The following is a 21,556-nucleotide window of genomic DNA, read 5'->3' as shown; positions in this document are numbered from 1 at the left end:
CTCTCCCCGCATTGCGGGGAGAGGTCGCCGCGTCTTCGCGGCGGGTGAGGGGCAGGGCACGCGGCTTGTATCAATCACGCAACTCTCGGATCTGCCGACTCGCGAGAGAGAAACTCTGCGCCGTCGACGTGCCCTTGCCCCTCACCCCACCCCTCTCCCCGCCTAGCGAAGCTTCGCTTCGCACGGGTGCGGGGAGAGGGAGCGACAGCGCGTGCCGCTCACATCCCCGGCACCTTGATCCCCATCTCCTTCAGCGCCGCCAGCAACTTCAGCGGCGGCTCCATCTGGATCGCGGGGACCTTGCCTGTTTCCAACAAACTCTTCAGGCTGGAAAGGATAGCCGGCCAGCCTGCGCGTCCGCCGGAGAGAATGTCGTCGCTCAACACACGATCATGCGCCTGCGTCATCGTCAGCTTCACCGTCTCGCCTGATGGCGCGAGATCATAGGTGACGAGCGTCGAGCCGAGCGCTTCGACAAGTCCGGGCCAGTTCACGTCCCATGTGATGACAAGTTTGCGTGGCGGATCGTGTTCGATCACCTCGCCCGAAACATGCAATGATCCATCCGGCGCGAGCACCTTGAACGCGCCGCCGACGTTTCCCTCAAGCTGCACCGCGAAGCCGGAGAAATACTGCCGGCTGAACTCCGCCGAGGTCAGCGCCTGCCAGACTTTTTCGGGCGTGGCGGCGATATAGATCGTGTAGACGATCGCGGGCCGGAACCTGTTGATATCGATCATGGCCGTTGCTCCATGCGTGCAGTGACAGGCAACCAGATGGCGCCCTGCCGGGCAAGTGTGTTTTGCTGCGAGCAACACGAATGCTAGTGTTAAGACAACACACCGTCGTCATGCCCGGCCTTGTGCCGGGCATCCACGTCTTAGCCTGCAGTAAAGGCGTGGATGGCCGGGACAAGCCCGGCCATGACGTAGATAAAATCGGAATAGGAGCGTGCCGATGTCGCTGCAAGTCTATCTCGCCTTTGTCGCTGCCTGCATCGCGCTGGCGTTGCTGCCCGGTCCGAACGTCACGCTGGTGATCGCCAACGGGCTGCGCTACGGCACGCGCGCGGCGATGATCAGCATCGCCGGCACGCAAGCAGGGCTTGCCGTGGTCATCGGCATCGTCGCGCTTGGGCTGGCGACGCTGATGGCCACCATGGGCTATTGGTTCGACTGGGTGCGCTTTGCCGGTGCCGCCTATCTGGCGTGGCTCGGCATCAAGATGGTCCGCGCGCCGGTCGAGGGTATCGATGCGGATACGCCGCCGGCGCCGCCGCGTGGCGGCTTCTTCCTGCAGGGCATGATGGTGCTGCTCAGCAATCCGAAAGTGCTGGTGTTCTTCGGCGCCTTCATTCCGCAATTCGTTGATATGGAGAAGAACCACATCCTGCAGGTCGGAATCCTTGGTGCGACTTTCATGGTGACGGCCGCGCTCACCGATATCGTCTACGCGGTGGCCGCGGGCCGCGCGCGACAATTCTTCTCGGCGCGGCGGACGCGGTTGCTGTCGCGCATCTCCGGCGGCTTCATGATCGGCGGCGGGGTCTGGCTGGCGCTGACACGAGCCCGCTGAATCTTTTGTCGCGCTGAACCTTTCTCTGCATGGCCACGTCAAACCTCGGGGCGCGCCGCGCCGTGCCATGAGGTTTCGCCGTGCCCGACATTCCCTGGTTCGTTTATGCCATGCTGCTGGCGCCGTTCGGCCTGATCCTGGTCGCTGCCGGCTATAAATATCTGCAGGTCCGCGCTGCCAGCGACTGGCCGTCCACCTTCGGCAAGGTGATCGTCTCGACCTCCGAAGTACGAGACGTCAAGGTCGCCGAGACAATCGCGCGCTATCCGGTCGGTACCGCGGTGATGGTCTACTACAACCCGCGGCACCCGCGCGACGCCGTGCTCGATCGCGAGATGCCGAAGGGTATCGGCGGCTGTCTTGGCATCGCTGCCGTCATCGTGTTGGCGATCGTGGTTGGCGGCATCTTTGGTGGCGCCCGCATCAACGAATTCATCGCAGAGCATCTTGCCGATCCGAAGCGATCGCCGATTGTGACGGCGCTCTGCGGGTTCGGCTTCCTCGTTGCCTTGTTCGGCCTGGCGCTACACCGGCAGGGATCTCTGGCCAAGAAGTGGCTGGTGGTGCCCGGCATCGTCAAACTGGGTGCGCCCGAGACCTATGTGAGCCGTGACAGCGACACCGGTCGCAGCGGGCCGGTGATGCAGACCCGGAACGTGCAATACAACTATCGTTTCAAGCACGTCGCCTACATCGGATCCGCCGGGAGCCTGAGCACGAGCAACCCGAACCCGCCGCAATGGCAGTTGCGGCTGTTCGGGATGGACTACAAGAACGGTGACGCGGTGAAGGTCTTCGTCAATCCGGACAATCCGTCTGACTCGACGCTGAGCCCTGGTGGCCGCGCGGCGTATTTCCTGTGGGCGGTTGCGGCGGGATTTGTAGTGGTGGCTTATTTCATCGGGACGCACGGCTAGGCACCTCACGCCGCGCGGGTGCATTGGCAGCATCAAGAGCTAGAGATGCGATGCGCGCGGCGTGATCAGCGTCGCCTCGATCTCCGTAAAAATGCGCGTCAGCCGCTCCGCCCACTCCGTCTGGCCGCTTGGGTCGGTGATCAGATCCTGCCGGATCTCGATCCCGGTATTCATCAGGCCGCGTTTCTCGCCATGGACGGGAATCGTGTAGTCGGTGGCATCCGAGACCGCATAGGGTTCGTTGTCGCCCACCACCAGGTCGGCTTCGGCGCGCAGATGATGCAGCAGCAATGGCGGCAGCCTGGTGTCGTGCTGATACAGCGTACCGATATGCCAGGGCCGCTGAATGCCGGCATAAACAGGCGTGAAACTGTGCAACGACACCAGCACCGTCGGCTGGCCCTTCGCCAGCCTTGCATCGATCACCTCATGGATGCGCCGGTGATACGGATCGAAGATCAGCTCACGCCGCCGCGCCTTGATGTCCTGTGTGAGACCGTCATTGCCGGGCACGGTGGTGGCTTCGCTCATCAGCGGGATCGCGCTGACGGCCTCGGGCGGCCGGTTGCAGTCGATCACGAGCCGCGAATAGCGCTGCGCCACCAGATGCGCACCCAGCGCCTTGGCCATCTGCTCGGCGACCCCGGCAATGCCGATGTCCCAGGCGATATGGCGGACGAGCTCGCTCTCGGGCAGGCCGAGATCACCCAGCATCTCGGGAATGAGCCGACCATAGTGATCGCAGGTGAAGAGAAAAGGGGATGTCCCGGCGGTATTGAGTTCCAGAACGGGCGGAACCTCCTGGGGACCGAGACGTAGGGATGTGTCGTGATCGCGGTCCCGAGAATTTTCCAACGACATTTTCCCTGCATTGCCTAACGAAGCGGCATCCCGGCCTGTGATTCTGCAGGCTTCCGTATAAATTACACGAGACAAATCACGCATGAACGAACCATTGATGCCTTTGCTCACGATTCATCACAAGACCGAATATCGCTACGCCCATCCGGTCGAATTCGGTGAACACCGGATCATGCTGCGGCCGCGCGATGGCCACGATCTGCGCATGCTCAATGGCAAGCTCGAGATCACGCCCGAGCCGGCGTCGCTGCGCTGGATCCACGACGTGTTTGGCAACTCCGTTGCCATCGCCACCTTTGATGAGCGCGCACGCAAGCTCACTTTCGTGTCGACTGCGACCATCGAACATCTGCCGTCGAACGAGTTCGCGCTGACCGCCGACGACCAGGCCTATTTCTATCCGTTCCTTTACGAGGCCGAAGAGCTGCCCGACCTGCAGGAGTTCATCCGGCCGCAATATGGCGACCCCGACGGTGAGCTGGCGACCTGGGCACGCGGATTTCTCGATCCGCAGGGCCGTACGCCGACCTTCAATATTCTGTCCGGCATGACGCTCGGCATCCGCAAGCAGTTTGCCTATCGCAAGCGCTACGAACACGGCACCCAGCATCCGCTCGACACGCTGCAGACCAAATCCGGCACCTGCCGCGACTTTACGCTGTTCATGATCGAGGCGCTGCGCCGGCTCGGCATCGCCGCGCGTTTCGTGTCGGGCTATCTGTTCATCCATGGCGACCGCGATCACAACTATGTCGGCGGCGGTTCGACCCATGCCTGGGTGCAGGTCTATCTGCCGGCCGCAGGCTGGATCGAATTCGATCCGACCAATGGCATCATCGGCAGTAAGGATCTCATTCGCGTCGCCGTGGCGCGCGATCCGCGTCAGGCGGTGCCACTGCACGGCACCTATATGGGCTCGGCCGATGCGTTTCTCGGCATGGATGTGAGTATCAATGTGGTCTCCGCGGGCGATGATGTCGCCGCTGCACTGGCCGAGAAAGTCTAGCCGCCGTCATGCCCGATCGCGTCTTCGTCTATGGCACATTGATGCGCGGTTTCGATCATCCGATGTCGAAGCTGCTCTCGTCCGGCGCCGATTTTCTCGGCGAAGCCTCCTGCCGCGGCAGGCTGTACATGGTCGCGCATTATCCCGGCCTGCTGCATTCCGACGATGCCAATGATGTCGTGTTTGGCGAGCTGTTTCGGCTGCGCAAGCCGGTTGAGCTGATGGCCGCGCTCGACGATTATGAGAGCGTGGGGCCCGGCCATCCGCAGCCGAATCTGTATTTGCGCGAGCGGATCGCTGTGACGCTCGCCGATGGCAGCGTGAGCGAAGCCTGGACCTATATCTACAACAAGCCGGTCGATGAAACGAAGCGCATCACGTCGGGCCGCTTCTTGGCGCCTTAGGCAACCTTCTTCCGGCTCGCCACTTCCAGCCCGAACAAAGCCAGCGCAATCAGCGATGCGCCGATGCCGATCAGCGCGATCATCGACGTGCCGCCTGATGCCACGGCAAATCCACTGAAGCCCGAGCCAATCGCGCCGCCGAAGAAGGCGCAGGCAAGAAACAGTGCGTTGAGCCGGCTGCGGATGTTGCCGGCGAGGGCATAGATCGCGCGCTGCCCGGCCACGACATTGCCCTGCGTGCCGGCATCGATCAGGATGCCCGCGATCACGAACAGCGTCACGGCCGTCGCGCCGCCGGTGTGGCCGCCGATCCAGGTCAGCACAAAGCTCACCAGCACCAGCAGCATCGCGGTGACGGTGACAAGATCGCCGCGGCCGCGATCGGCGAGGCGTCCGGCGAGCGGCGCCACCAATGCGCCGCCGGCGCCCGACAGCAGGAAGGCGGACATGGCGATATGGCCGAACGAAAATGGCGGCTGGTCCAGCACCAGCGGCATCGCCGTCCAGAACAGGCTGAAGGACCCATAGAGCAGGCATTGATAGGCCGAGCGCTGCTGCAGCACCCGCGTGGTCAGCATCAGGTCCCACAGCGAGTGGATCAGCGTCGCATAGGTCAGCTCATGCTTCGGTTGCCGGCGCGGCAGCGCGATCACCATCAATACGAATACGCCGCACATCAGCACCGCGGACATCACGAACACGGCGCGCCAGCCGAACGAGCCGGCCACCATGGTGGCCAGCGGCCGCGACAGCAGGATGCCGAACAGCAGCCCGCTCATCACGGTGCCGACGATCTGCCCGCGCCGTTCCTCCGGCGCCAGATGCGCCACCACCGGCAAGATCATCTGCGTACCCACGGCGGCGATACCGAGCAGCAAGGTCGAGGCGATGAAGATCGCTGCAGTGGGTGCGGCTGCGGCGATCAGCAAGCTCACGATCAGGCTGCCAAGCGTAATCAGGATCAGCCGTTTGTTCTCGACGAGATCGCCGAGCGGCACCAGGAACAGCAGGCCCAGCACATAGCCGAACATCACCATGGTGAGCATGATGCCGGCCGACGACAGGTCGAGCCCGAAGCTCTCGCTGATCGGCCCCACCAGCGGCTGCGCGTAATAGATATTGGCGACGGTGACGCCGCAGGCGACGGCAAAGGAAAAAATCAGCCAGCCGCCGGGACCGGAGTCGCGGGCGGGATGTTCGGACGATGAGGACATGGAGGCTTTCAGGCGGGCGGGGCGGTAGGAGAGATATGGCGCATGTGATGCCATGCCAGAAGTGCGGCGTCTTGAATGGGAGCCATGCAGGTTGGATGTTCGGGCAGGGCTGGAGACCGCTATGGCCCGGCGCTCGAGGGAAAAGGGGCGGGGAGAGGCGCGCGGAACGGTCTTTTTGAGCAATTCCTCGTCATTGCGAGGAGCGTAGCGACGAAGCAATCCAGAAAGCCAAAGGCAAGAACTGGATTGCTTCGCTTCGCTCGCAATGACAGGCGAACTATACGCGTTTCTTGGTCTTCGGCTTGGCCTTTTGCAGCATGTAAGACCGCAGCACCGCATTTATCCGGCCCTGATAGCCGTCGCCCTCGCTCTTGAAGAAATCCAGCACGTCTTCGTCGATGCGGATGGAGATGGCCTTCTTCTTGGCGGGCATGACGACGACGCCATCCGACCAGTCGATATCGAGAGGCACGGCGTCGGGATCATTGCGAACCGCTTCTTCGATCTGTTCGTCGGTCAGTGCGTCGAGTGCGGCCCAATCGGTCCTGCCTCGAATAGGTTCGTATCTAGAGACGATCGTAATATTTTCTTCGCTCATCTTTTCGCGCGCGGCGCGCCGAGATGATGTGGCAGAATGTGCCGCGGATCGTGCACGCGACGGCGACTTCTCGCCCTTCGAGATAGCCGAAGATTTGGTACCTGATTTCGCCATGACGATCCGATCTCCGGACGAAAATGTAGCCGTCAAAGATTTGTCGAACGTGAGCAAAGTCGATCTTGTGATCGATCAGATTGCTTTCGCGCTTGGCCGGATTCCAGCCGAACTCGGAAATGCCGACGAACAAATCCGCAAGGTTCTCTGTCATCGCAAAGCCCCGATCAACGCCAGCAACTATAGGGTGCTGAACGGGGAGTTTGCTACGCAAGAGTTAGGTGTAGTTGTATATACGATTGTATATGCGGCTGGTCAAGCCACCTTCACCACCCGCACATCCACCTCGCGTTCCACATAGCCCCATTCTTCCGTCTCGCGCAGGCCGCCGACGAGATCCTCGAATTCCTGTGCGTGCTCCGGCGCGTATTCGAACCAGGTGAGGAAATCGAAGGGCTCGCCGAGATCGCGCGAATGGTAGAGCTGGCGGGCGATGGCGGGCAGGTATTTCAGGCTGTCGGCGATGTGGCGGGATTTGTCTTCGAAGATGCGGCGGCGCTCGTTCTGGGTCATGTCCCACCACGCCGCGTTCTTCCGGATCGGGATCAGCGCGCCATGGGTTGCCTCAGGTCGGCCGAGCCCGGCCTGTGCCGCAACCAGCGCGATCTTCTCGTTGCGCTCGACATAGCGGACATGACTGGCGACGCCGGCGAGGCGCCATGATGTCTGCGAGGGCAGCAGCGGCAGCGAGATGGCGTCGGCATGGGTGATGGACAGCGCCGCAACGGGTTTGAGCGTCTCGCCGTTGACGGGCGAGATCGAGATCACCTGCCATGCACCGGTATTTCCGCCGCGGAATGTCGTGAACATGGAATATGAGAGCGTGGAACCGGTGCGAGTTCAAGCAAATTGACACAAACTCGTCATTCCGGGGCGCGCGCGGCGACAGCCGCACGCGAACCTCAGCCATTCCAATTATCCCGAGATGTTGATCGTCGCTCGCTTCCCGGTGTCCAGTCGCGATGAACACACCGGGATTCCGGGTTCGCCCGCGCAAAAGATGCGCGCGCCCCGGAATGACGAGCTTTATTTTCGCCTGTGAATAGCGGGCGCAAGAACCGCAGGTTCAAATCTGCTCCCGGAAAACCTATATCCATGGTCGGCTGGGCCAAGGCTCATGGGCTAAAGCCCAAAAGGCTCACATCCGAGCCCGCAACACTTACCTAACCCGATCGCACGATAACTGCCCCATGCGCTTCACGCCCCAATTCCTCGACGATCTGCGCGCCCGGCTTCCGGTTTCGGAAGTCGTGAGCAAGCGCGTCAAGTTGAAGAAGGCCGGGCGGGAGTGGAAGGGGCTGTCGCCGTTCCAGCAGGAGAAGTCGCCGTCGTTTTTCGTCAATGACGAGAAAGGATTTTACCACGACTTCTCGTCGGGCAAGCATGGCGACATCATCAATTTCGTGATGGAGACCGACGGCGCCAGTTTCGTCGAGGCGGTGGAGCGGCTGGCGCAGATGGCGGGCGTGGCGCTCCCGGCGGCGACGCCGGATGCCGCGCGCCACGAGCAGCGTCGCAAGACGCTGTATGACGTCATGGATCTCGCCGCGAAATTCTTCGCCGACACGCTGGTGGGGCGCGAAGGCGCCCGTGCGCGCGGCTATCTCGCCGATCGCGGCATCACGCCCGCGGTGCAGCTCCAGTTCCGCATGGGCTTCGCATCCGAAGATCGTTTCGCGCTGAAGGAATATCTCGGCGCCGCCGGCGTGCCCGTGCCCGACATGGTCGAAGCGGGATTGCTGATCGGCGGCGAGGACATCCCGGTGCCCTATGATCGTTTCCGCGATCGCGTGATGTTTCCGATTTCGGACGTGCGCGGACGCATCATCGCCTTTGGCGGCCGTGCGCTGAAGAAGGATGCGCCGGCAAAATATCTGAACTCGCCGGAAACGCCGCTGTTTCACAAGGGCGACAATCTGTACAACCTGCCGATGGCGCGAAAGGCGGCCCATGACGGCGCGCCGCTGGTGGTGGTCGAAGGCTATGTCGACGTCATCGCCATGGTCGGTGTCGGCTTTCCCGGTGCCGTCGCGCCGCTCGGCACGGCGCTGACCGAGAACCAGTTGCAGTTGCTCTGGAAGATGGCCGACGAGCCGATCCTGTGTTTCGACGGCGACAAGGCCGGGCAGAAGGCGGCATGGCGCGCGGCGGAGCTGGCGCTGCCGCATCTCAAGCCCGGCAAGAGTTTGCGTTTTGCGCTGCTGCCCGAAGGGCAGGACCCCGACGACCTCGCACGCTCCGGCGGCCGCGCGGCGATCGAGGATGTGATGGCGGCGGCGGGCACGCTGTCGGATCTGATCTGGGCGCGCGAGATCGCCGGCGGCACCTTCGCGACGCCGGAGCGCCGTGCGGCGCTGGAGGCGCGCATCAACGAATTGTCGAACGGCATCCGCGACGATGTCGTGAAGAAATACTACCGCCAGGACATGACCGAGCGGCTGCAGCGCGCCTTCGGCACCGGCCCAAAAAACTACGGCGGTAACTATGGCGGTAACAACGGTGGCCGCGGCGGCTTCCAGCAGGGTGGTGGAGGCGGCGGTTTTGCGCGCAGTCCGCGTCCGTTTACCCCCGGTCCAGCCGGGCGAATCAGTGGCGGCGGGCGGGGCGGGGCCAATGCCGGGCCTCAAACCATCCAGCGCGGGCCCTATCAGGTGGTCAGTCCACAGCTTGCGACGTCGTCGATCATGCGCGGCCAGCGCAGCGCCATTTCCCGGCGCGAGGCGCTGATCGTGCAGTCGCTGATCAACCATCCCTGGCTGCTGCATGACCGGCTGGAGGAGGTGGCGGCGCTGGAACTCGCCCATCCCGAGATGCACCGGCTGCGTGCCGGGATTATCGCGGCCTTCGCCCATGAGCATCATCACGGCGATGAGGCCGAGCAAAGTGAACAAATGCGTTCAGATCTGGTTAAAGCTGGATATTCCGAGCAATTACAACACGTTGAGCAGGCGGTTACCACTCAGGCGGTGTGGGCGGCGCGGCCCGGTGCGGCCCGCGAGGATGTTCTTTCCACCTGGACGCAGCTCGTTGCCTTGCATCGCCAGTGGCACTCATTACTTAGGGAGCTTAAAGACGCGGAGCTTGCTCTGGGCGCAGAAGCGAGCGAAACGAACTACGGCTGGTTGCGCGATGTGAAGGCCCGGTTGGCTGAGGTCGACGGGATCGAGGCGCTGATCGAGGGGTTCGGAGAATCCTCGGGGCGGTTCCAGCGCAGTTCGTAAGACAACTTTGCTGCGGATGGTGCCCGGGCAAACCGCGAAAAGACTCGCCAAACCCATGGTTTGGCTGCAAAAACAGGGTTAATCCGGGCTTAAGGCTCTCCACGTTAAGGGTCTGGGCTTAAGTAGTGAAAACCGCGAAGACGACGTCGGGGGTGGCGATGGATATGCGCCGCCCTTTGTGCGTCAAGCGGTGACGATGATTGGATCGGGGCGCTTGCGCCCCCTGGATTGATAGTGGGGCGGTGACGCCCCCGGCGTGAGCGCGTTTCAGGAGCATTGAATGGCCACCAAGGCAAAGACGCTGCAGACCAAGGACAAGGAAAAAGACGACAAGGCAGCTGACACGCCGGAGAAGGACTCCGCAGACGCGCCGTCACCTTTGCTCGACCTGTCCGACGCTGCCGTCAAGAAGATGATCAAGCAGGCCAAGAAGCGCGGCTTCGTGACCTTCGATCAGCTCAACGACGTCTTGCCATCCGATACCACCTCTCCTGAACAGATCGAAGACATCATGTCGATGCTCTCCGACATGGGCATCAACGTTTCCGAAAACGAAGACAGCGACGGCGAGGAAGAGAGCAAGGACGAGGACGACGATACCGACAACGAACTCGTCGAAGTCACGCAGAAGGCCGTCACCGAAGTCAAGAAGTCGGAGCCCGGCGAGCGCACCGACGATCCCGTCCGCATGTATCTGCGCGAGATGGGCACCGTCGAGCTGCTGTCGCGCGAAGGCGAAATCGCCATTGCGAAGCGCATCGAGGCCGGCCGCGAGGCGATGATCGCAGGTCTCTGCGAGAGCCCGCTGACCTTCCAGGCCATCATCATCTGGCGCGATGAACTCAACGAAGGAAAGATCTTCCTTCGCGACATCATCGATCTCGAAGCGACTTACGCTGGCCCCGACGCCAAGAACAACATGAACCCGGCGCTGATCGCCCCGCCCACGGGCGATGGCGAAGCAGTGGCCGAGGGCGCCGAAGCCGTTGCGGCTCCGCCTGCGGCCCCGCCGTCCGCCACGCCGTTCCGTCCGGCTCCGCCGCGTTCGGCGCCTGCTGCAGCTCCCGCCGGCGAAAGCACGTCGGAAGGCGCTGCTGACGGCGACATGGACGACGACGAGTTCGAGAACCAGATGTCGCTCGCCGCCATCGAGGCCGAGCTGAAGCCGAAGGTGGTCGAGACCTTCGACAAGATTGCCGACAGCTACAAGAAGCTGCGCAAGCTGCAGGAACAGGACATCGCGAACCAGCTCGAGAGCGCCTCGCAGGGCCCCTCGCTGTCGCCGTCGCAGGAGCGCAAGTACAAGAAGCTCAAGGACGAGATCATCGTCGAGGTGAAGTCGCTGCGCCTCAACCAGGCGCGTATCGATTCACTCGTCGAGCAGCTCTACGACATCAACAAGCGCCTCGTGTCGTTCGAAGGCCGCCTGCTACGCCTCGGCGACAGCCACGGCGTCGCGCGCGAGGACTTCCTGCGCAACTATCAGGGCTCGGAGCTCGATCCGCGCTGGCTCAACCGCGTCTCGAAGCTCTCGGCCAAGGGCTGGAAGAACTTCGTCGCCATCGAGAAGGACCGCATCAAGGAACTGCGCGGCGAAATCCAGCAGCTCGCAGCCCTCACGGGTCTTGAGATCGGCGAATTCCGCAAGATCGTGCACGGCGTGCAGAAGGGCGAGCGCGAAGCCCGTCAGGCCAAGAAGGAGATGGTGGAAGCCAATCTCCGTCTCGTGATCTCGATCGCCAAGAAGTATACCAATCGCGGCCTGCAGTTCCTGGATCTGATCCAGGAAGGCAATATCGGCCTGATGAAGGCCGTCGACAAATTCGAATACCGCCGCGGCTACAAGTTCTCGACCTATGCGACCTGGTGGATCCGGCAGGCGATCACGCGTTCGATCGCCGACCAGGCCCGCACCATCCGCATTCCCGTGCACATGATCGAGACGATCAACAAGATCGTGCGCACCAGCCGCCAGATGCTCAACGAGATCGGCCGCGAACCGACCCCGGAAGAGCTCGCCGAAAAGCTCGGCATGCCGCTGGAGAAAGTTCGAAAAGTTCTCAAGATCGCCAAGGAGCCGCTGTCGCTCGAAACCCCCGTGGGTGACGAGGAAGACTCGCATCTCGGCGATTTCATCGAGGACAAGAACGCGATCCTGCCGATCGATGCGGCGATCCAGTCCAACCTGCGCGAAACCACCACGCGCGTTTTGGCCTCGCTCACCCCGCGCGAAGAGCGCGTGCTGCGCATGCGCTTCGGCATCGGCATGAACACCGACCACACGTTGGAAGAAGTCGGCCAGCAGTTCTCGGTGACTCGCGAACGTATCCGCCAGATCGAAGCCAAGGCGCTGCGCAAGCTGAAGCACCCGTCGCGCAGCCGCAAGCTGCGGTCGTTCCTGGATAACTAACGGTCGCTGTCGATCATTCGATCCTTCTGATGATGCCCGGCCTCGCGCCGGGCATTTTCGTGTGTGCGTGCCGTGCTTTTTAAGCGCTCGTTGCCAGGGTACGTGGCTGCAAATATGTTCATGATTTGTTCTTTCCGTCAAGAGGCTTTGTGTCGCGCGTGTCCTTCACCCGCCGCGGAGCGGATGACGGATTACGTGTCGCCCATCGGTCCTGCGCGCGCTGGTTCGACGCCGCGCTTGTCCGGCGCGGTCTCTGTCGTGAGCCAGCCGGCCTCGCGCACCATGGCCACGGCCGAGCGGGAGACAGGGGCGGTGATCCCGTTGACGAGTTGCAGGCGCAGATTGCGGCCCTCGGTCACGGCGCGCACAACGGCCTTCCGCGCGACCCACCACGACCGGTGCACCTGCAGACCGTCAGCGGTGCCGAGAGCCGTCATGGCCTGATTGAGCGTTGCCAGCACCAACCGGGAGTGGCCGGCGATATGGTGGACGCGGACATAGTGATCTTCCATCTGCAGGCAAAGCACCGCGAAGGGCGGCGCACCGAGCAGGCCGAAAGCCGTTGGCGGCGCGTCGTCGGCTTCCTTGGCTTGCTGCCGCTTGTGTCGTCGCGCCTGAAGCAACAGGGTGAAGCCGAGCACGACAGGCAGGGTGGTGATCAGTCCTTGCACATACCAGTCGAGCGGGCCCAGCCTTCTCAGGAACGGCCATATCGATACGCCGATCCACGCGGTCCAGATCTGAAATGGGACGGTCAGGATGGCGACGCCGAGGACGATCGCCGTCCACGTCATCCACGGCCTCAACTGGAATCGCAGCACCACGCGGATCAGGGACCCATACAGCAGGATTCCCGACCAGAAGCAGGCAAGCTGAAACGCCACGCGCTGCCATGCCGGTCCATTCAGATAGCTGCCGAATGGTCCGATCAGGCCGAGGAAGATGGCGCAGACGGTCGCGATCGCCAGGTCGATGGCCCAATCCCGCAGAAAATGACGTTGCCAAGCGTTGCTCATGACGTCTCATCGCAGCGGTTCGCCCACCGGCGAACCCGTTCGCCCATTGGCGAACAACGGCTGGCGCAGGGCGGCGCCCTTTGCAGAACTCGCGTGTCATCCCAATCCGCAGGAGGTTCCATGCGCAGCATCATCGCACAGGTTTTCGTCGCATTCATCGCTATCGCCGCCGCCAGCCAGGCCGACGCTGCGGTCGGCTTCCAGCATTTCAGCATCAGTGATCCACAAGGGCCACCCATCGAGGTCGGCGTTTGGTATCCCACCGGCGCTGCGCCGAAGCTGCAGGCGCTTGAGTCCGATCAACAGATGGTTGCCCGCGATGCGGCACTCGCGGGCGACCGCCTGCCGCTGGTGGTGATATCCCATGGTCACGGGGGCTCCTATGCCGGGCATCTCGACACCGCCATGGCCCTGGCCAATGCAGGTTTCGTCGTCGCCGCCCTCACGCATAACGGCGATAGCTGGCGCGACCCGGGCAACCCCACCGCGATCTGGGAACGGCCGCGCCAATTCAAGCTGGTCACGGATTATATGCTGGACGCATGGGGTGACCATGGGCGTATCGATGCGACGCGCGTCGGCGCGTTCGGCTTCTCGGCCGGCGGATTCACGGTGCTCGCGGTGGCCGGTGGCGAGCCGGACCTGCGGACTCTCGGGGATCACTGCAGGGCGCATCCTGCTTTCGAAGATTGCCAGATCGTCGAACGGCACCCGCTTCCGCTGGATGCCGATATCGTCTGGGCCCACGATCCGCGCATCAAGGCGGTCGTCTCCGCGGCGCCCGCCCTTGGGTTTGCCTTCGGTCGCAAGGGCCTGGCGGCGGTCCGTCAGCCGGTCCAGCTTTGGCGGGCCGAGGATGACCAGGTCCTGCCACATCCCTATTATGCAGAGGCCGTCCGCCTCGCTTTGCCGACGTTGCCCGAGGCGCATGTCGTGGCGAATGCCGGGCACTACGATTTCTTGACGCCATGCTCCGCGCAACTGGCAACACGCGTGCCGGCGATCTGCACCAGCAGACCGGGGTTCGACCGCGTTGCATTTCATGAGCGCTTCGATCGCGACATCGTCGCGTTCTTTACGCGGGCGCTGTAGTCGCGGCCTGGATTTGGTTCGCCCGACAGCTCTCTTGATCGAGATGGGCGCGCACACCTGCGGTGCGCGTCGGCGGCCTCGGTCGCGTGCTGTTCGAAGGTCGGCCTGCCCGAACTGGTTCCGGCACCGGGAACAAATCGGGCGGGTCCCGCTTGAGTCGGGATTGTGTCGCGTCGTGTGAGTTGGAGTATTGCCATGGCCCCGCGTGCCAATTGGAAGGGCTTTTTGCGCCTGTCCCTCGTGAGCTGTCCGGTCGCGCTGTTTCCCGCCACGTCGGATTCCGAGAAGATCAGCTTCAACCAGATCAACCGCAACACCGGCCATCGCATCAAATATCTCAAGGTCGATGCGGATACCGGCGAAGAGGTGGCGGCGGACGACATCATGAAGGGCTTCAAGGTCGATACCGATACCTATGTCGAGGTGTCGAAAGACGAACTCGACAACATCGCGCTGGACTCCACCCGAACCATCGAGATCGACGAATTCGTGCCGAAGGCCGATATCGACCCGCGCTACGCCATCCGTCCTTACTACCTCGTGCCCGACGGCAAGATCGGCCATGACGCCTATGCGGTGATCCGCGAGACCATCCGCGACATGGGCAAGGTGGCCATCGGCCGGCTCGTGCTCACCAATCGCGAGCACATCATCGCGCTGGAGCCGCTGAAGAACGGGCTGATGGGCACGCTGCTGCGCTATCCCTATGAGGTGCGCGACGAGGCGGAGTATTTCGACGACATCCAGGACGTCAAGGTCACCAAGGACATGCTCGATCTGGCGCGGCATATCGTGGAGCAGAAGGCCGCCGAATTCGAGCCCGGCAAATTCGAGGATCGCTACGAGTCCGCGCTGGTCGATCTCGTCAACCAGAAGCGCAGCGGTGTCGCCCTCAAGCCGCATGGCAAGGCGCGGCCCGGCACCAATGTGGTCGATCTGATGACCGCCCTGCAGCAGAGCCTCAAGGGCGGCGGCGCCGCGCCGAAGCCAAAGGCGAAGAAGGCGCCGAAGCGCGCCACCGGCCAGAAGGAAATGCTGCTGCCGATCACCGGCAAGAAGGAGCCCGCGCCGGCGAAGAAGGCGGCGCGGCCGGTGGCCAAAGGGGTGACCAAGGGCAGGAGGGCGGGATGACGCGCGCCTGGACCCCGTCGCTGGTGCCGGATGCCGGTGAGCAGACCGTCTATCTCGTGCTGGATTGTTTCGACCGCGCCGGCTGCGCCTGGCGCGAGGCCGATGTCGCGGCGACCGATCTCGAAACCGTCATCGCCGATCTGATGTCCGGCCAGTACAACGATCCGCAGCGCGTGATCGCCTTCAACACCGCCGAACGCTGGGCCGACGACGTGTCGGAAGACGTCGCCCGCGAGATCCGCCGCCGCGCCGATCGCAATTACGAGGACGTCACCTCGTCGCTCGACGACTTCGTCCAGCGCCACGCCGGCCGCGAGCAGCAGCTCACGCTCAGGCTGGCGTGACAAGGGCCTGACATACTTTTCTACGACGAGCGGGTGACCGAATAAAAAGGCGGGCCGCAAGGTCCGCCTTTTTATCGTGCGCGCTCTTAACCTCTCCCCGCAATGCGGGGAGAGGTCGACCGGCGAAGCCGGTCGGGTGAGGGGCCGTCACCAACGCAGCCGCAATCACCACCTTTCGGGTCGCACTGTCTCGAACCGGGAGAATGTCCGCATCCCGCCTGGCACAGTTCGCGGTGCGCGGGAGCGGGAAGAGGGGGCGCCCACGTGCTGTCGCCCACGTTGATAACTCCGCCACACCCTTTGATTGTGCCCCGCCCCGCGCTAGCGTCACGCATTGCCCGATCAATTGTCTTGAAGCACATTTTCACCCGAGGACATTGCCATGACGTCGCTCGCCCCGATGCTGCTCAGCCAGCGCGTTGCCCAGGTCTGCCTGTTTCTGGTCGGCGCCATCGCCATCTTCGGCGGCGCGCTGCAGATGGTTCTCGGCCAGCCCGAGACCGCGCCGCGGCTCGACAACGTCCATCGCTTCATGGGGGGCATCTATCTGATGTCGGGCGTCATGGGCCTGTGGGCGGCATCGACCATTCGCGAGCACAACACGCTGGTTGTCCTGATGGCGGCGACGGTGTTCGTCGGCGGCCTCGGCCGCGTGCTGTCGATCTCAAAGGTCGGCCTGCCCGAACCGCACGCATTGTGGATCACCTATCTCGTGCCGGAACTGGTGATCCCGTGGATCATCATCGCGGCGCAGGTGATGACGAACAGGCAGATGGCGGGTGGGGCGGGGTGAGATGCCTCACGCTCCGTCCGCAGTGTCCCTCTCTCCGCGCAGCGAAGCTCGGTGCACGCTGGCTGCTTGGAACTACCATTTCGTGTTCAAAAGCAAAAATGCAGTATAGGAATACTCTTATAATTCGTGCTGGAGGAGACAAAACTTATGTCTGAAATTCGCTATCTGTTTCGCTTTCGCGACTTGGTTGCCTCAACCATCGAGGAGCATCAACGCGTGATCAAGGAGCAGGGGGCCTGTTGGTGGGGATGGTGGAAGAGGCCCTCCGAAGATAGCCGCAGCGATATCTGGAATGAGTTGGAGAAGATAACTTCGACCGGAGAAAGCGTCGAAGTGGGTCTCTTCGACTCTGGCGGCGGGAAGATATATCGAGCGAAAGTTACTGGCGTTGTTAGGCCGACTGAATCAAGCGCAGAAAATACGATCAAGCTTTTAGGCGACGAGCTAAAGCTTGTTCCCCCCTACTATCGGGACAGCCCGTTCAGTCGAGCGTGGATGAAAATTACTGAAATCGAAGGAGAGCCCATCGAGTTTTTCGGGCTGTTTTCATTTGCCGAGGCGCCCAAGCTTCCAAATTATGCCGGTACCACGCTTGATCGGTTTAAGGGCAAGAGAATTTCTGGCGCTGAAGAATTGCGCGGTATGGATACAACCATCTGGCGTATTCGGTCGTCATTGCCCACGGACTCTTCAGAGCAGATTTTGCTAACCGTACAAGCAATTTCAGAACCTATATCCGCGGAAGTCATAAGCTGTAAAAGCGATAAGATACTCCATCTTACAGATATTCACTTCGCTGCGGGGAAAAATCGTGAACAGCACGTTTGGCGCTACGATAGTGAGTTGGAGAGTGCTCGGCCAACAATGGTCCACGCAGTTACATCGGAACTTAACGACAAGAAAATCGGCCTGGTTATCATCAGTGGAGACTTTACCTTCATTGGTAGTGACGAGGAATTTGAGGAAGCCAGAACATCAATTTCTCATCTTCTAGGTATACTCGATCTGAGTACTGACCATCTCATTCTTGTTCCAGGAAACCACGATATCCAATGGACGACGAATGAGGTTTATGATCACAACGCTATTGTGGTCGAAGCGCCACCTAGAGCTAAGAGTAATTACGAGAAGTTCTATCGAGCTTTGATGCGGCATGATCCGAGTAAGCATTTGGCGATGGGACGACGCTTTGCTGTGCCCTGTGGAATAACGCTAGAAGTCTGTGCGTTGAATTCAAGCTCTCTTGAGACGGGTAGTCACTTTTTAGCCGGAATGGGGCGAATCGAAGAAGGGGCGTTCGCTGATGTAGCAAAGGGAATTGGCTGGGGAGCCTCTCGAACATTAGCTCTGCGGCTTCTGGTCATTCATCATCACCTCGCTCTGACTGAAGACCTTGAAGCAGCCGATGGTTATGGCAAGGGGTATGGATTGGCGGTAGACGCAGTACGAATTCAGCGTTTGGCTGCGCGCAAAGGTGTTCATTTGGCTTTGCATGGACATAAACATCGCTCGTTTATTTGGCGATCAACCATTTATGAACTGCCAGAGCATACCCAAACGCAATATCGTCTTGGCGAATTGTCTATTATTGGAGGCGGCAGCGTCGGGTCTCGGGAGACGGATGGCTTCTCCAATTATTTCAATGTTATATCATTAGATACTGGTGTTGTTCGCCTTGAGATATTTCGGTCGATGAATCGGGGGAGTTTTGGCCTTATTCAGGAATGGAGTGCTCAGTTGTCGATTGAAGGAGGGGAAGGCTTGAGACTGGGAGAATGGGAGAAGGTTCGCTAATGGAGCGCAAGCCAATATCGTTGGTCATTACAGATTTGGATAATACAATCTATGATTGGATGACGGCGTTCGTTCCTGCGTTCTACGCGATGGTAAGAGTTGCTGCGCCATTGATTGGGGTTTCAGAGGATGAGCTTCTCGATGATCTGAGAAGTGTCCATCAAAAGCATGGTGACTCCGAGCATCCGTTCGCGCTACTCGAAACTCGAGCCGTGCAAGAACGAATGTTTGGGAGTACGCGGACTGATCTTCTCAAACACTTGGATCCAGCATTTCACGAATTCAATCGTGTTAGAAAGAAGAACCTTCATCTGTACGACGGTGTTCTGAAAACGCTATCGGTCATATCTCAAACCGGCGTTCCGATAATCGCTTACACAGATGCTCGTGTTGTAAATTGTCTTTTTCGACTGAAAAAGCTTGGCATTAGACAGCTTTTTTCTCAGCTTTTCGCTCCCTCTCATTTCGCAAACGAATTGCGAGTGGATGAGTTTGAAGAAGGGTTTGTCCAGTTGCTGCCTCCAACTGATAGAAAGCCGAATCCTCAAACCTTGATTGATATCTGCGCTAGATATTCGGTGCGTCCTTCTGAAGCCTTATATATTGGCGACAGCATTGTAAGAGACGTCTACATGGCCAAGACAGCTGGTTTGCAATCTGCGTGGGCGAAATTTGGCGCAACCTACGAGGCCTCACTCTGGCCTTTGCTTGTTCGTGTTACACATTGGACCAATGCCGATGTGGAGCGTGAGGAGAAATTGAGAGAGCAGTCTCGAGGAACGCAAGCAGATACAGTGTTGAATTGTTTTTCGGAGCTGCTTGAGTTTTACGAATTTGTTCCGAGGTTTAGCGCATTAGCGCGTCCTGTATAGGGATACTCTTCGCCTGCGAAGTTATCCAACGGAGCTGAGGCGCCCATCGCAAAAACGGGTCGGAACATGTCCCACCGTTTCACCTCAAACATCGCCAAATCGAAGCTTACTACTTCTTCTTCGCGCCGACGCGCTCGACGCTCTTGATTTCCAGCGCCGGACGGCCGGACTTCTCGGCGATCTCGCGGTCCTGCTCGGCGATGGCGGCCTTGGCCGGCTCATCGCCGTCGAGTCCGCCCAGCAATTCGGAGGGGACGCGGCGATTGGAGCGCTGCGAGCCGTCTTCATAGAAGACGTTGAAGAAGGCGAATTCGCCTTTGGGATTGGTACCGGGTTTCTTGGCCATGGCGGTTAAGTGGGGGATGGCGCAGGCGAAGTCAAAGCCTTAGCGCGCAAAGCGTGCATGCATCTGTGGGCAAAAGCGGGCAGTGGTTACCGGCGGGACGCGCCGCCCGGCCCGCGATTAAAAGTTCATGGTTTGTTCTTGACGTTTCAGGAATAAGGATTATTGTCCCCTCCGTCCTGCCCCACCGAGAGGGGCGATCGCGATCGTCACGTTCGCGGGGTGGGATGCGGTGGACGCCGGAGATGCGGCGTCACGCGGTTCATGGGGGAACGTCTGTCTTCGGGCAGGACGGATCTGCGCCAGCACTGCCACTGGCAAGGAGACGGCCGATCTTGGGATGGAAAGACTCCCTGGACAGTGTGACGGACGACCAAGTCAAAACGCGTTCGGCTTACTCGCTTGAGGCTACCCTGTCCCTCCGCCCTGGGACATTAATTTTGGTGATGGGACCGTTCGCCATGGCAGATGTGCAAGCAACCGAAAAAACACCGTATGCGGAACGTCGGGCACTTGCTCGGCGCCTCCGAAAGTCCTGATGCACTCACAATTGCGGAAGACCGCATTCGCATCAGGCCCACGGGTGCAACGGGCACCTGGCGTTCCGCACGCCCTCTCTCAGGAGGGTGGGAATGCGACAGACGACGGCGCCCCCGCGCCGCAAACAATGGGGGTGATGACGCATGTCTGAAGATCCCACGCACGTCATTCCGGGGTGCGGCCGGCGCTTGCCGGACGCGAGCCCGGAATCCCGACATGGGAGGCTCAGATAGCGCTAGGCCATGTCGGGATTCCGGGTTCACGCTTGCCGCCTTCGGCGTCGCGCGCGCCCCGGAATGACGAGAACAAGGCGCGCCGTTGTTCGGACACACCGGTCATGCCACACTCCGGTATCGCCAACCCAACAGGTTTTTCATGACCAATCGTATCACCGCCATTGCCATTGCCGCTGTGTCCTTCGTCTCGGTTGCGCTGACGGCCACATCCTCGCAGGCCGCCAAATGCGGCGGCGACTTCCAGGGTTTTATCGCGGCCATGTCGCAGGAGGCCGCCGCCGCCGGCGTGTCGCAGGGCGTGATTGCGCAGGCCTTTGCCGGCGTGACGCAGGACCCCGCGGTGCTGTCGTTCGATCGCCGCCAGCGCGGCACCTTCAACAAGAGTTTCGAGCAATATGTCTCGACCCGCGTCGGCCAGGGCCGCATCTCCATGGGCCTGCAGATGATGCAGCGTCACGCCTCGCTGCTGTCGCGCATCGAGCAACGCTTCGGCGTGCCGCCTGAAATCGTGGTGGCGATCTGGGGCCTCGAGTCGGATTTCGGCAAGGGCGACATCGGCAAGATGCCGGTGATCCGCACGCTCTCCACCATGGCGCATGACTGCCGCCGCACCGAGCTGTTTCAGGGCGAGCTGATCGCGGCGCTGAAGATCCTGCAGCGCGGCGACCTGCCACAGCGCGACCTGATCGGCGCCTATGCCGGCGAGCTCGGCCAGACGCAATTCCTGCCGTCGAGCTACATCAAATACGGCGTCGATTTCGACGGCAACGGCCATGTGGATCTGCGCCATTCGGTGCCGGATGTGCTGGCCTCGACCGCGAACCTGCTCAAGACCGCGGGCTTCAAAGGCGGCCAGCCCTACGGCGAGGGCACGGCGAATTTCGAGGCAATGCGCGAGTGGAACAGGGCCACGATCTATCGCAAGACCATCGGCTATTTCGCCGATCGGCTGGCGGCCGGCCGATAGGTCACGGCACGATAGGGAGGGCGCGCGCGTTTTAAACTTTTGTTAAGCCGCGCGGCCGCCGGGCGAACGTGGGGAACCCCGATGGTGAAAGTCGGATTAACTCATTCC

21 protein-coding genes are annotated in these 21,556 nt (G+C 61.2%); 13 read left to right on the top strand and 8 right to left on the bottom strand.

Annotated elements, in window-relative coordinates; all coding sequences use genetic code 11:
- Positions 1 to 218: 218 nt before the first annotated feature.
- Positions 219 to 740: an SRPBCC family protein gene (locus CHC01_RS02390; protein WP_502695612.1), complete on the bottom strand. Its 522-nt coding sequence runs from the start codon at positions 738 to 740 to the stop codon at positions 219 to 221.
- Between the two features lie 217 nt (positions 741 to 957).
- On the opposite strand from CHC01_RS02390, the gene CHC01_RS02385 reads away from it, so the two are divergent.
- Together CHC01_RS02385 and CHC01_RS02380 are read left to right on the top strand one after the other, a co-directional pair.
- The gene (locus CHC01_RS02385) at positions 958 to 1,575 is read left to right on the top strand and encodes a LysE family translocator (protein ID WP_089262109.1); all 618 of its coding nucleotides are present in this window, start codon (positions 958 to 960) and stop codon (positions 1,573 to 1,575) included.
- An 80-nt stretch (positions 1,576 to 1,655) separates the two neighbouring features.
- Complete coding sequence (locus CHC01_RS02380; protein ID WP_244558185.1) at positions 1,656 to 2,492, top strand: DUF3592 domain-containing protein; 837 nt, start codon at positions 1,656 to 1,658, stop codon at positions 2,490 to 2,492.
- 39 nt (positions 2,493 to 2,531) lie between these two features.
- Here CHC01_RS02380 and CHC01_RS02375 read toward each other — a convergent pair whose 3' ends face one another.
- The gene (locus tag CHC01_RS02375; protein ID WP_089262105.1) at positions 2,532 to 3,353 is read right to left on the bottom strand and encodes an N-formylglutamate amidohydrolase; all 822 of its coding nucleotides are present in this window, start codon (positions 3,351 to 3,353) and stop codon (positions 2,532 to 2,534) included.
- A gap of 97 nt (positions 3,354 to 3,450) precedes the next feature.
- Here CHC01_RS02375 and CHC01_RS02370 point away from each other — a divergent pair, with 97 nt between their 5' ends.
- Together CHC01_RS02370 and CHC01_RS02365 are read left to right on the top strand one after the other, a co-directional pair.
- Positions 3,451 to 4,359 (top strand): transglutaminase family protein, encoded by a 909-nt coding sequence (locus CHC01_RS02370; protein WP_089263616.1) that lies wholly within the window; start codon positions 3,451 to 3,453, stop codon positions 4,357 to 4,359.
- Between the two features lie 8 nt (positions 4,360 to 4,367).
- Positions 4,368 to 4,763, top strand: coding sequence for a gamma-glutamylcyclotransferase family protein (locus CHC01_RS02365; protein WP_089262103.1), 396 nt, complete (start codon positions 4,368 to 4,370; stop codon positions 4,761 to 4,763).
- Here CHC01_RS02365 and CHC01_RS02360 read toward each other — a convergent pair.
- From CHC01_RS02360 to CHC01_RS02345, 4 genes are all read right to left on the bottom strand, one after another.
- Complete coding sequence (locus CHC01_RS02360) at positions 4,760 to 5,977, bottom strand: MFS transporter (RefSeq protein WP_089263615.1); 1,218 nt, start codon at positions 5,975 to 5,977, stop codon at positions 4,760 to 4,762. The two genes, CHC01_RS02365 and CHC01_RS02360, sit on opposite strands and share 4 nt — an antisense overlap.
- Positions 5,978 to 6,254: 277 nt before the next feature.
- Positions 6,255 to 6,575 (bottom strand): BrnA antitoxin family protein, encoded by a 321-nt coding sequence (locus tag CHC01_RS02355; protein WP_089262101.1) that lies wholly within the window; start codon positions 6,573 to 6,575, stop codon positions 6,255 to 6,257.
- Entirely contained in the window at positions 6,544 to 6,843 is a 300-nt protein-coding gene (locus tag CHC01_RS33425; RefSeq protein ID WP_089262099.1) for a BrnT family toxin, read from the bottom strand. The genes CHC01_RS02355 and CHC01_RS33425 overlap by 32 nt, the downstream gene beginning before the upstream one ends.
- Positions 6,844 to 6,944: 101 nt before the next feature.
- Entirely contained in the window at positions 6,945 to 7,499 is a 555-nt protein-coding gene (locus CHC01_RS02345; protein ID WP_089262097.1) for a chlorite dismutase family protein, read from the bottom strand.
- 380 nt (positions 7,500 to 7,879) lie between these two features.
- Between CHC01_RS02345 and dnaG the strand changes: the two genes are divergently transcribed.
- Positions 7,880 to 9,910, top strand: a complete 2,031-nt coding sequence (gene dnaG / locus CHC01_RS02340; RefSeq protein WP_089262095.1) for a DNA primase — start codon at positions 7,880 to 7,882, stop codon at positions 9,908 to 9,910.
- A 280-nt stretch (positions 9,911 to 10,190) separates the two neighbouring features.
- Positions 10,191 to 12,320 carry an RNA polymerase sigma factor RpoD gene (gene rpoD, locus CHC01_RS02335; protein ID WP_089262093.1) on the top strand — a complete coding sequence of 710 codons (2,130 nt, stop codon included), beginning with the start codon at positions 10,191 to 10,193 and terminating at the stop codon, positions 12,318 to 12,320.
- A 191-nt stretch (positions 12,321 to 12,511) separates the two neighbouring features.
- On the opposite strand, the gene CHC01_RS02330 is transcribed toward rpoD, so the two are convergent.
- Positions 12,512 to 13,336: a LytTR family DNA-binding domain-containing protein gene (locus tag CHC01_RS02330; protein WP_089262091.1), complete on the bottom strand. Its 825-nt coding sequence runs from the start codon at positions 13,334 to 13,336 to the stop codon at positions 12,512 to 12,514.
- Positions 13,337 to 13,456: 120 nt separating this feature from the next.
- Here CHC01_RS02330 and CHC01_RS02325 point away from each other — a divergent pair, with 120 nt between their 5' ends.
- The 6 genes from CHC01_RS02325 (at position 13,457) to CHC01_RS02300 (ending at position 19,362) form a co-directional block, all read left to right on the top strand.
- The gene (locus tag CHC01_RS02325) at positions 13,457 to 14,428 is read left to right on the top strand and encodes an alpha/beta hydrolase family protein (RefSeq protein WP_089262089.1); all 972 of its coding nucleotides are present in this window, start codon (positions 13,457 to 13,459) and stop codon (positions 14,426 to 14,428) included.
- A 195-nt stretch (positions 14,429 to 14,623) separates the two neighbouring features.
- A complete protein-coding gene (gene ku, locus CHC01_RS02320; RefSeq protein ID WP_089262087.1) occupies positions 14,624 to 15,559 on the top strand; it encodes a non-homologous end joining protein Ku in 936 nt (311 codons plus the stop codon).
- On the top strand, positions 15,556 to 15,903 hold the full coding sequence (locus CHC01_RS02315; RefSeq protein WP_089262085.1) for a hypothetical protein: 348 nt from the start codon (positions 15,556 to 15,558) through the stop codon (positions 15,901 to 15,903). Before ku ends, CHC01_RS02315 begins: the two co-directional genes overlap by 4 nt.
- Before the next feature lie 382 nt (positions 15,904 to 16,285).
- Positions 16,286 to 16,696, top strand: coding sequence for a DUF4345 domain-containing protein (locus tag CHC01_RS02310; RefSeq protein WP_089262083.1), 411 nt, complete (start codon positions 16,286 to 16,288; stop codon positions 16,694 to 16,696).
- Between the two features lie 147 nt (positions 16,697 to 16,843).
- Positions 16,844 to 18,490, top strand: coding sequence for an anti-phage phosphoesterase (locus CHC01_RS02305; protein WP_141137022.1), 1,647 nt, complete (start codon positions 16,844 to 16,846; stop codon positions 18,488 to 18,490).
- Complete coding sequence (locus CHC01_RS02300; protein WP_089262079.1) at positions 18,472 to 19,362, top strand: HAD family hydrolase; 891 nt, start codon at positions 18,472 to 18,474, stop codon at positions 19,360 to 19,362. The genes CHC01_RS02305 and CHC01_RS02300 overlap by 19 nt, the downstream gene beginning before the upstream one ends.
- Positions 19,363 to 19,471: 109 nt before the next feature.
- On the opposite strand, the gene CHC01_RS02295 is transcribed toward CHC01_RS02300, so the two are convergent.
- A complete protein-coding gene (locus tag CHC01_RS02295) occupies positions 19,472 to 19,708 on the bottom strand; it encodes a hypothetical protein (protein WP_068733419.1) in 237 nt (78 codons plus the stop codon).
- Between the two features lie 912 nt (positions 19,709 to 20,620).
- Between CHC01_RS02295 and CHC01_RS02290 the strand changes: the two genes are divergently transcribed.
- Entirely contained in the window at positions 20,621 to 21,448 is an 828-nt protein-coding gene (locus CHC01_RS02290; protein ID WP_176454472.1) for a lytic murein transglycosylase, read from the top strand.
- The last annotated feature ends 108 nt before the right edge of the window (positions 21,449 to 21,556 follow it).

This window comes from Tardiphaga sp. OK246, from assembly GCF_900188215.1.
Classification (GTDB): Bacteria; Pseudomonadota; Alphaproteobacteria; order Rhizobiales; family Xanthobacteraceae; genus Tardiphaga; species Tardiphaga robiniae.
This window is presented reverse-complemented; position numbering and strand designations above follow the sequence as displayed.

Coding starts and splice junctions, on each gene's coding strand:
- CHC01_RS02305 (WP_141137022.1), top strand. CDS start 16,844: ATGTCTGAAATTCGCTATCTGTTTCGCTTTCGCGACTTGGTTGCCTCA.
- dnaG (WP_089262095.1), top strand. CDS start 7,880: ATGCGCTTCACGCCCCAATTCCTCGACGATCTGCGCGCCCGGCTTCCG.
- CHC01_RS02300 (WP_089262079.1), top strand. CDS start 18,472: ATGGGAGAAGGTTCGCTAATGGAGCGCAAGCCAATATCGTTGGTCATT.
- CHC01_RS02345 (WP_089262097.1), bottom strand. CDS start 7,499: ATGTTCACGACATTCCGCGGCGGAAATACCGGTGCATGGCAGGTGATC.
- CHC01_RS02355 (WP_089262101.1), bottom strand. CDS start 6,575: ATGAGCGAAGAAAATATTACGATCGTCTCTAGATACGAACCTATTCGA.
- CHC01_RS02360 (WP_089263615.1), bottom strand. CDS start 5,977: ATGTCCTCATCGTCCGAACATCCCGCCCGCGACTCCGGTCCCGGCGGC.
- CHC01_RS02375 (WP_089262105.1), bottom strand. CDS start 3,353: ATGTCGTTGGAAAATTCTCGGGACCGCGATCACGACACATCCCTACGT.
- CHC01_RS02325 (WP_089262089.1), top strand. CDS start 13,457: ATGCGCAGCATCATCGCACAGGTTTTCGTCGCATTCATCGCTATCGCC.
- rpoD (WP_089262093.1), top strand. CDS start 10,191: ATGGCCACCAAGGCAAAGACGCTGCAGACCAAGGACAAGGAAAAAGAC.
- CHC01_RS02315 (WP_089262085.1), top strand. CDS start 15,556: ATGACGCGCGCCTGGACCCCGTCGCTGGTGCCGGATGCCGGTGAGCAG.
- CHC01_RS02290 (WP_176454472.1), top strand. CDS start 20,621: ATGACCAATCGTATCACCGCCATTGCCATTGCCGCTGTGTCCTTCGTC.
- CHC01_RS02370 (WP_089263616.1), top strand. CDS start 3,451: ATGCCTTTGCTCACGATTCATCACAAGACCGAATATCGCTACGCCCAT.
- CHC01_RS02310 (WP_089262083.1), top strand. CDS start 16,286: ATGACGTCGCTCGCCCCGATGCTGCTCAGCCAGCGCGTTGCCCAGGTC.
- CHC01_RS02365 (WP_089262103.1), top strand. CDS start 4,368: ATGCCCGATCGCGTCTTCGTCTATGGCACATTGATGCGCGGTTTCGAT.
- ku (WP_089262087.1), top strand. CDS start 14,624: ATGGCCCCGCGTGCCAATTGGAAGGGCTTTTTGCGCCTGTCCCTCGTG.
- CHC01_RS33425 (WP_089262099.1), bottom strand. CDS start 6,843: ATGACAGAGAACCTTGCGGATTTGTTCGTCGGCATTTCCGAGTTCGGC.
- CHC01_RS02295 (WP_068733419.1), bottom strand. CDS start 19,708: ATGGCCAAGAAACCCGGTACCAATCCCAAAGGCGAATTCGCCTTCTTC.
- CHC01_RS02330 (WP_089262091.1), bottom strand. CDS start 13,336: ATGAGCAACGCTTGGCAACGTCATTTTCTGCGGGATTGGGCCATCGAC.
- CHC01_RS02390 (WP_502695612.1), bottom strand. CDS start 740: ATGATCGATATCAACAGGTTCCGGCCCGCGATCGTCTACACGATCTAT.
- CHC01_RS02385 (WP_089262109.1), top strand. CDS start 958: ATGTCGCTGCAAGTCTATCTCGCCTTTGTCGCTGCCTGCATCGCGCTG.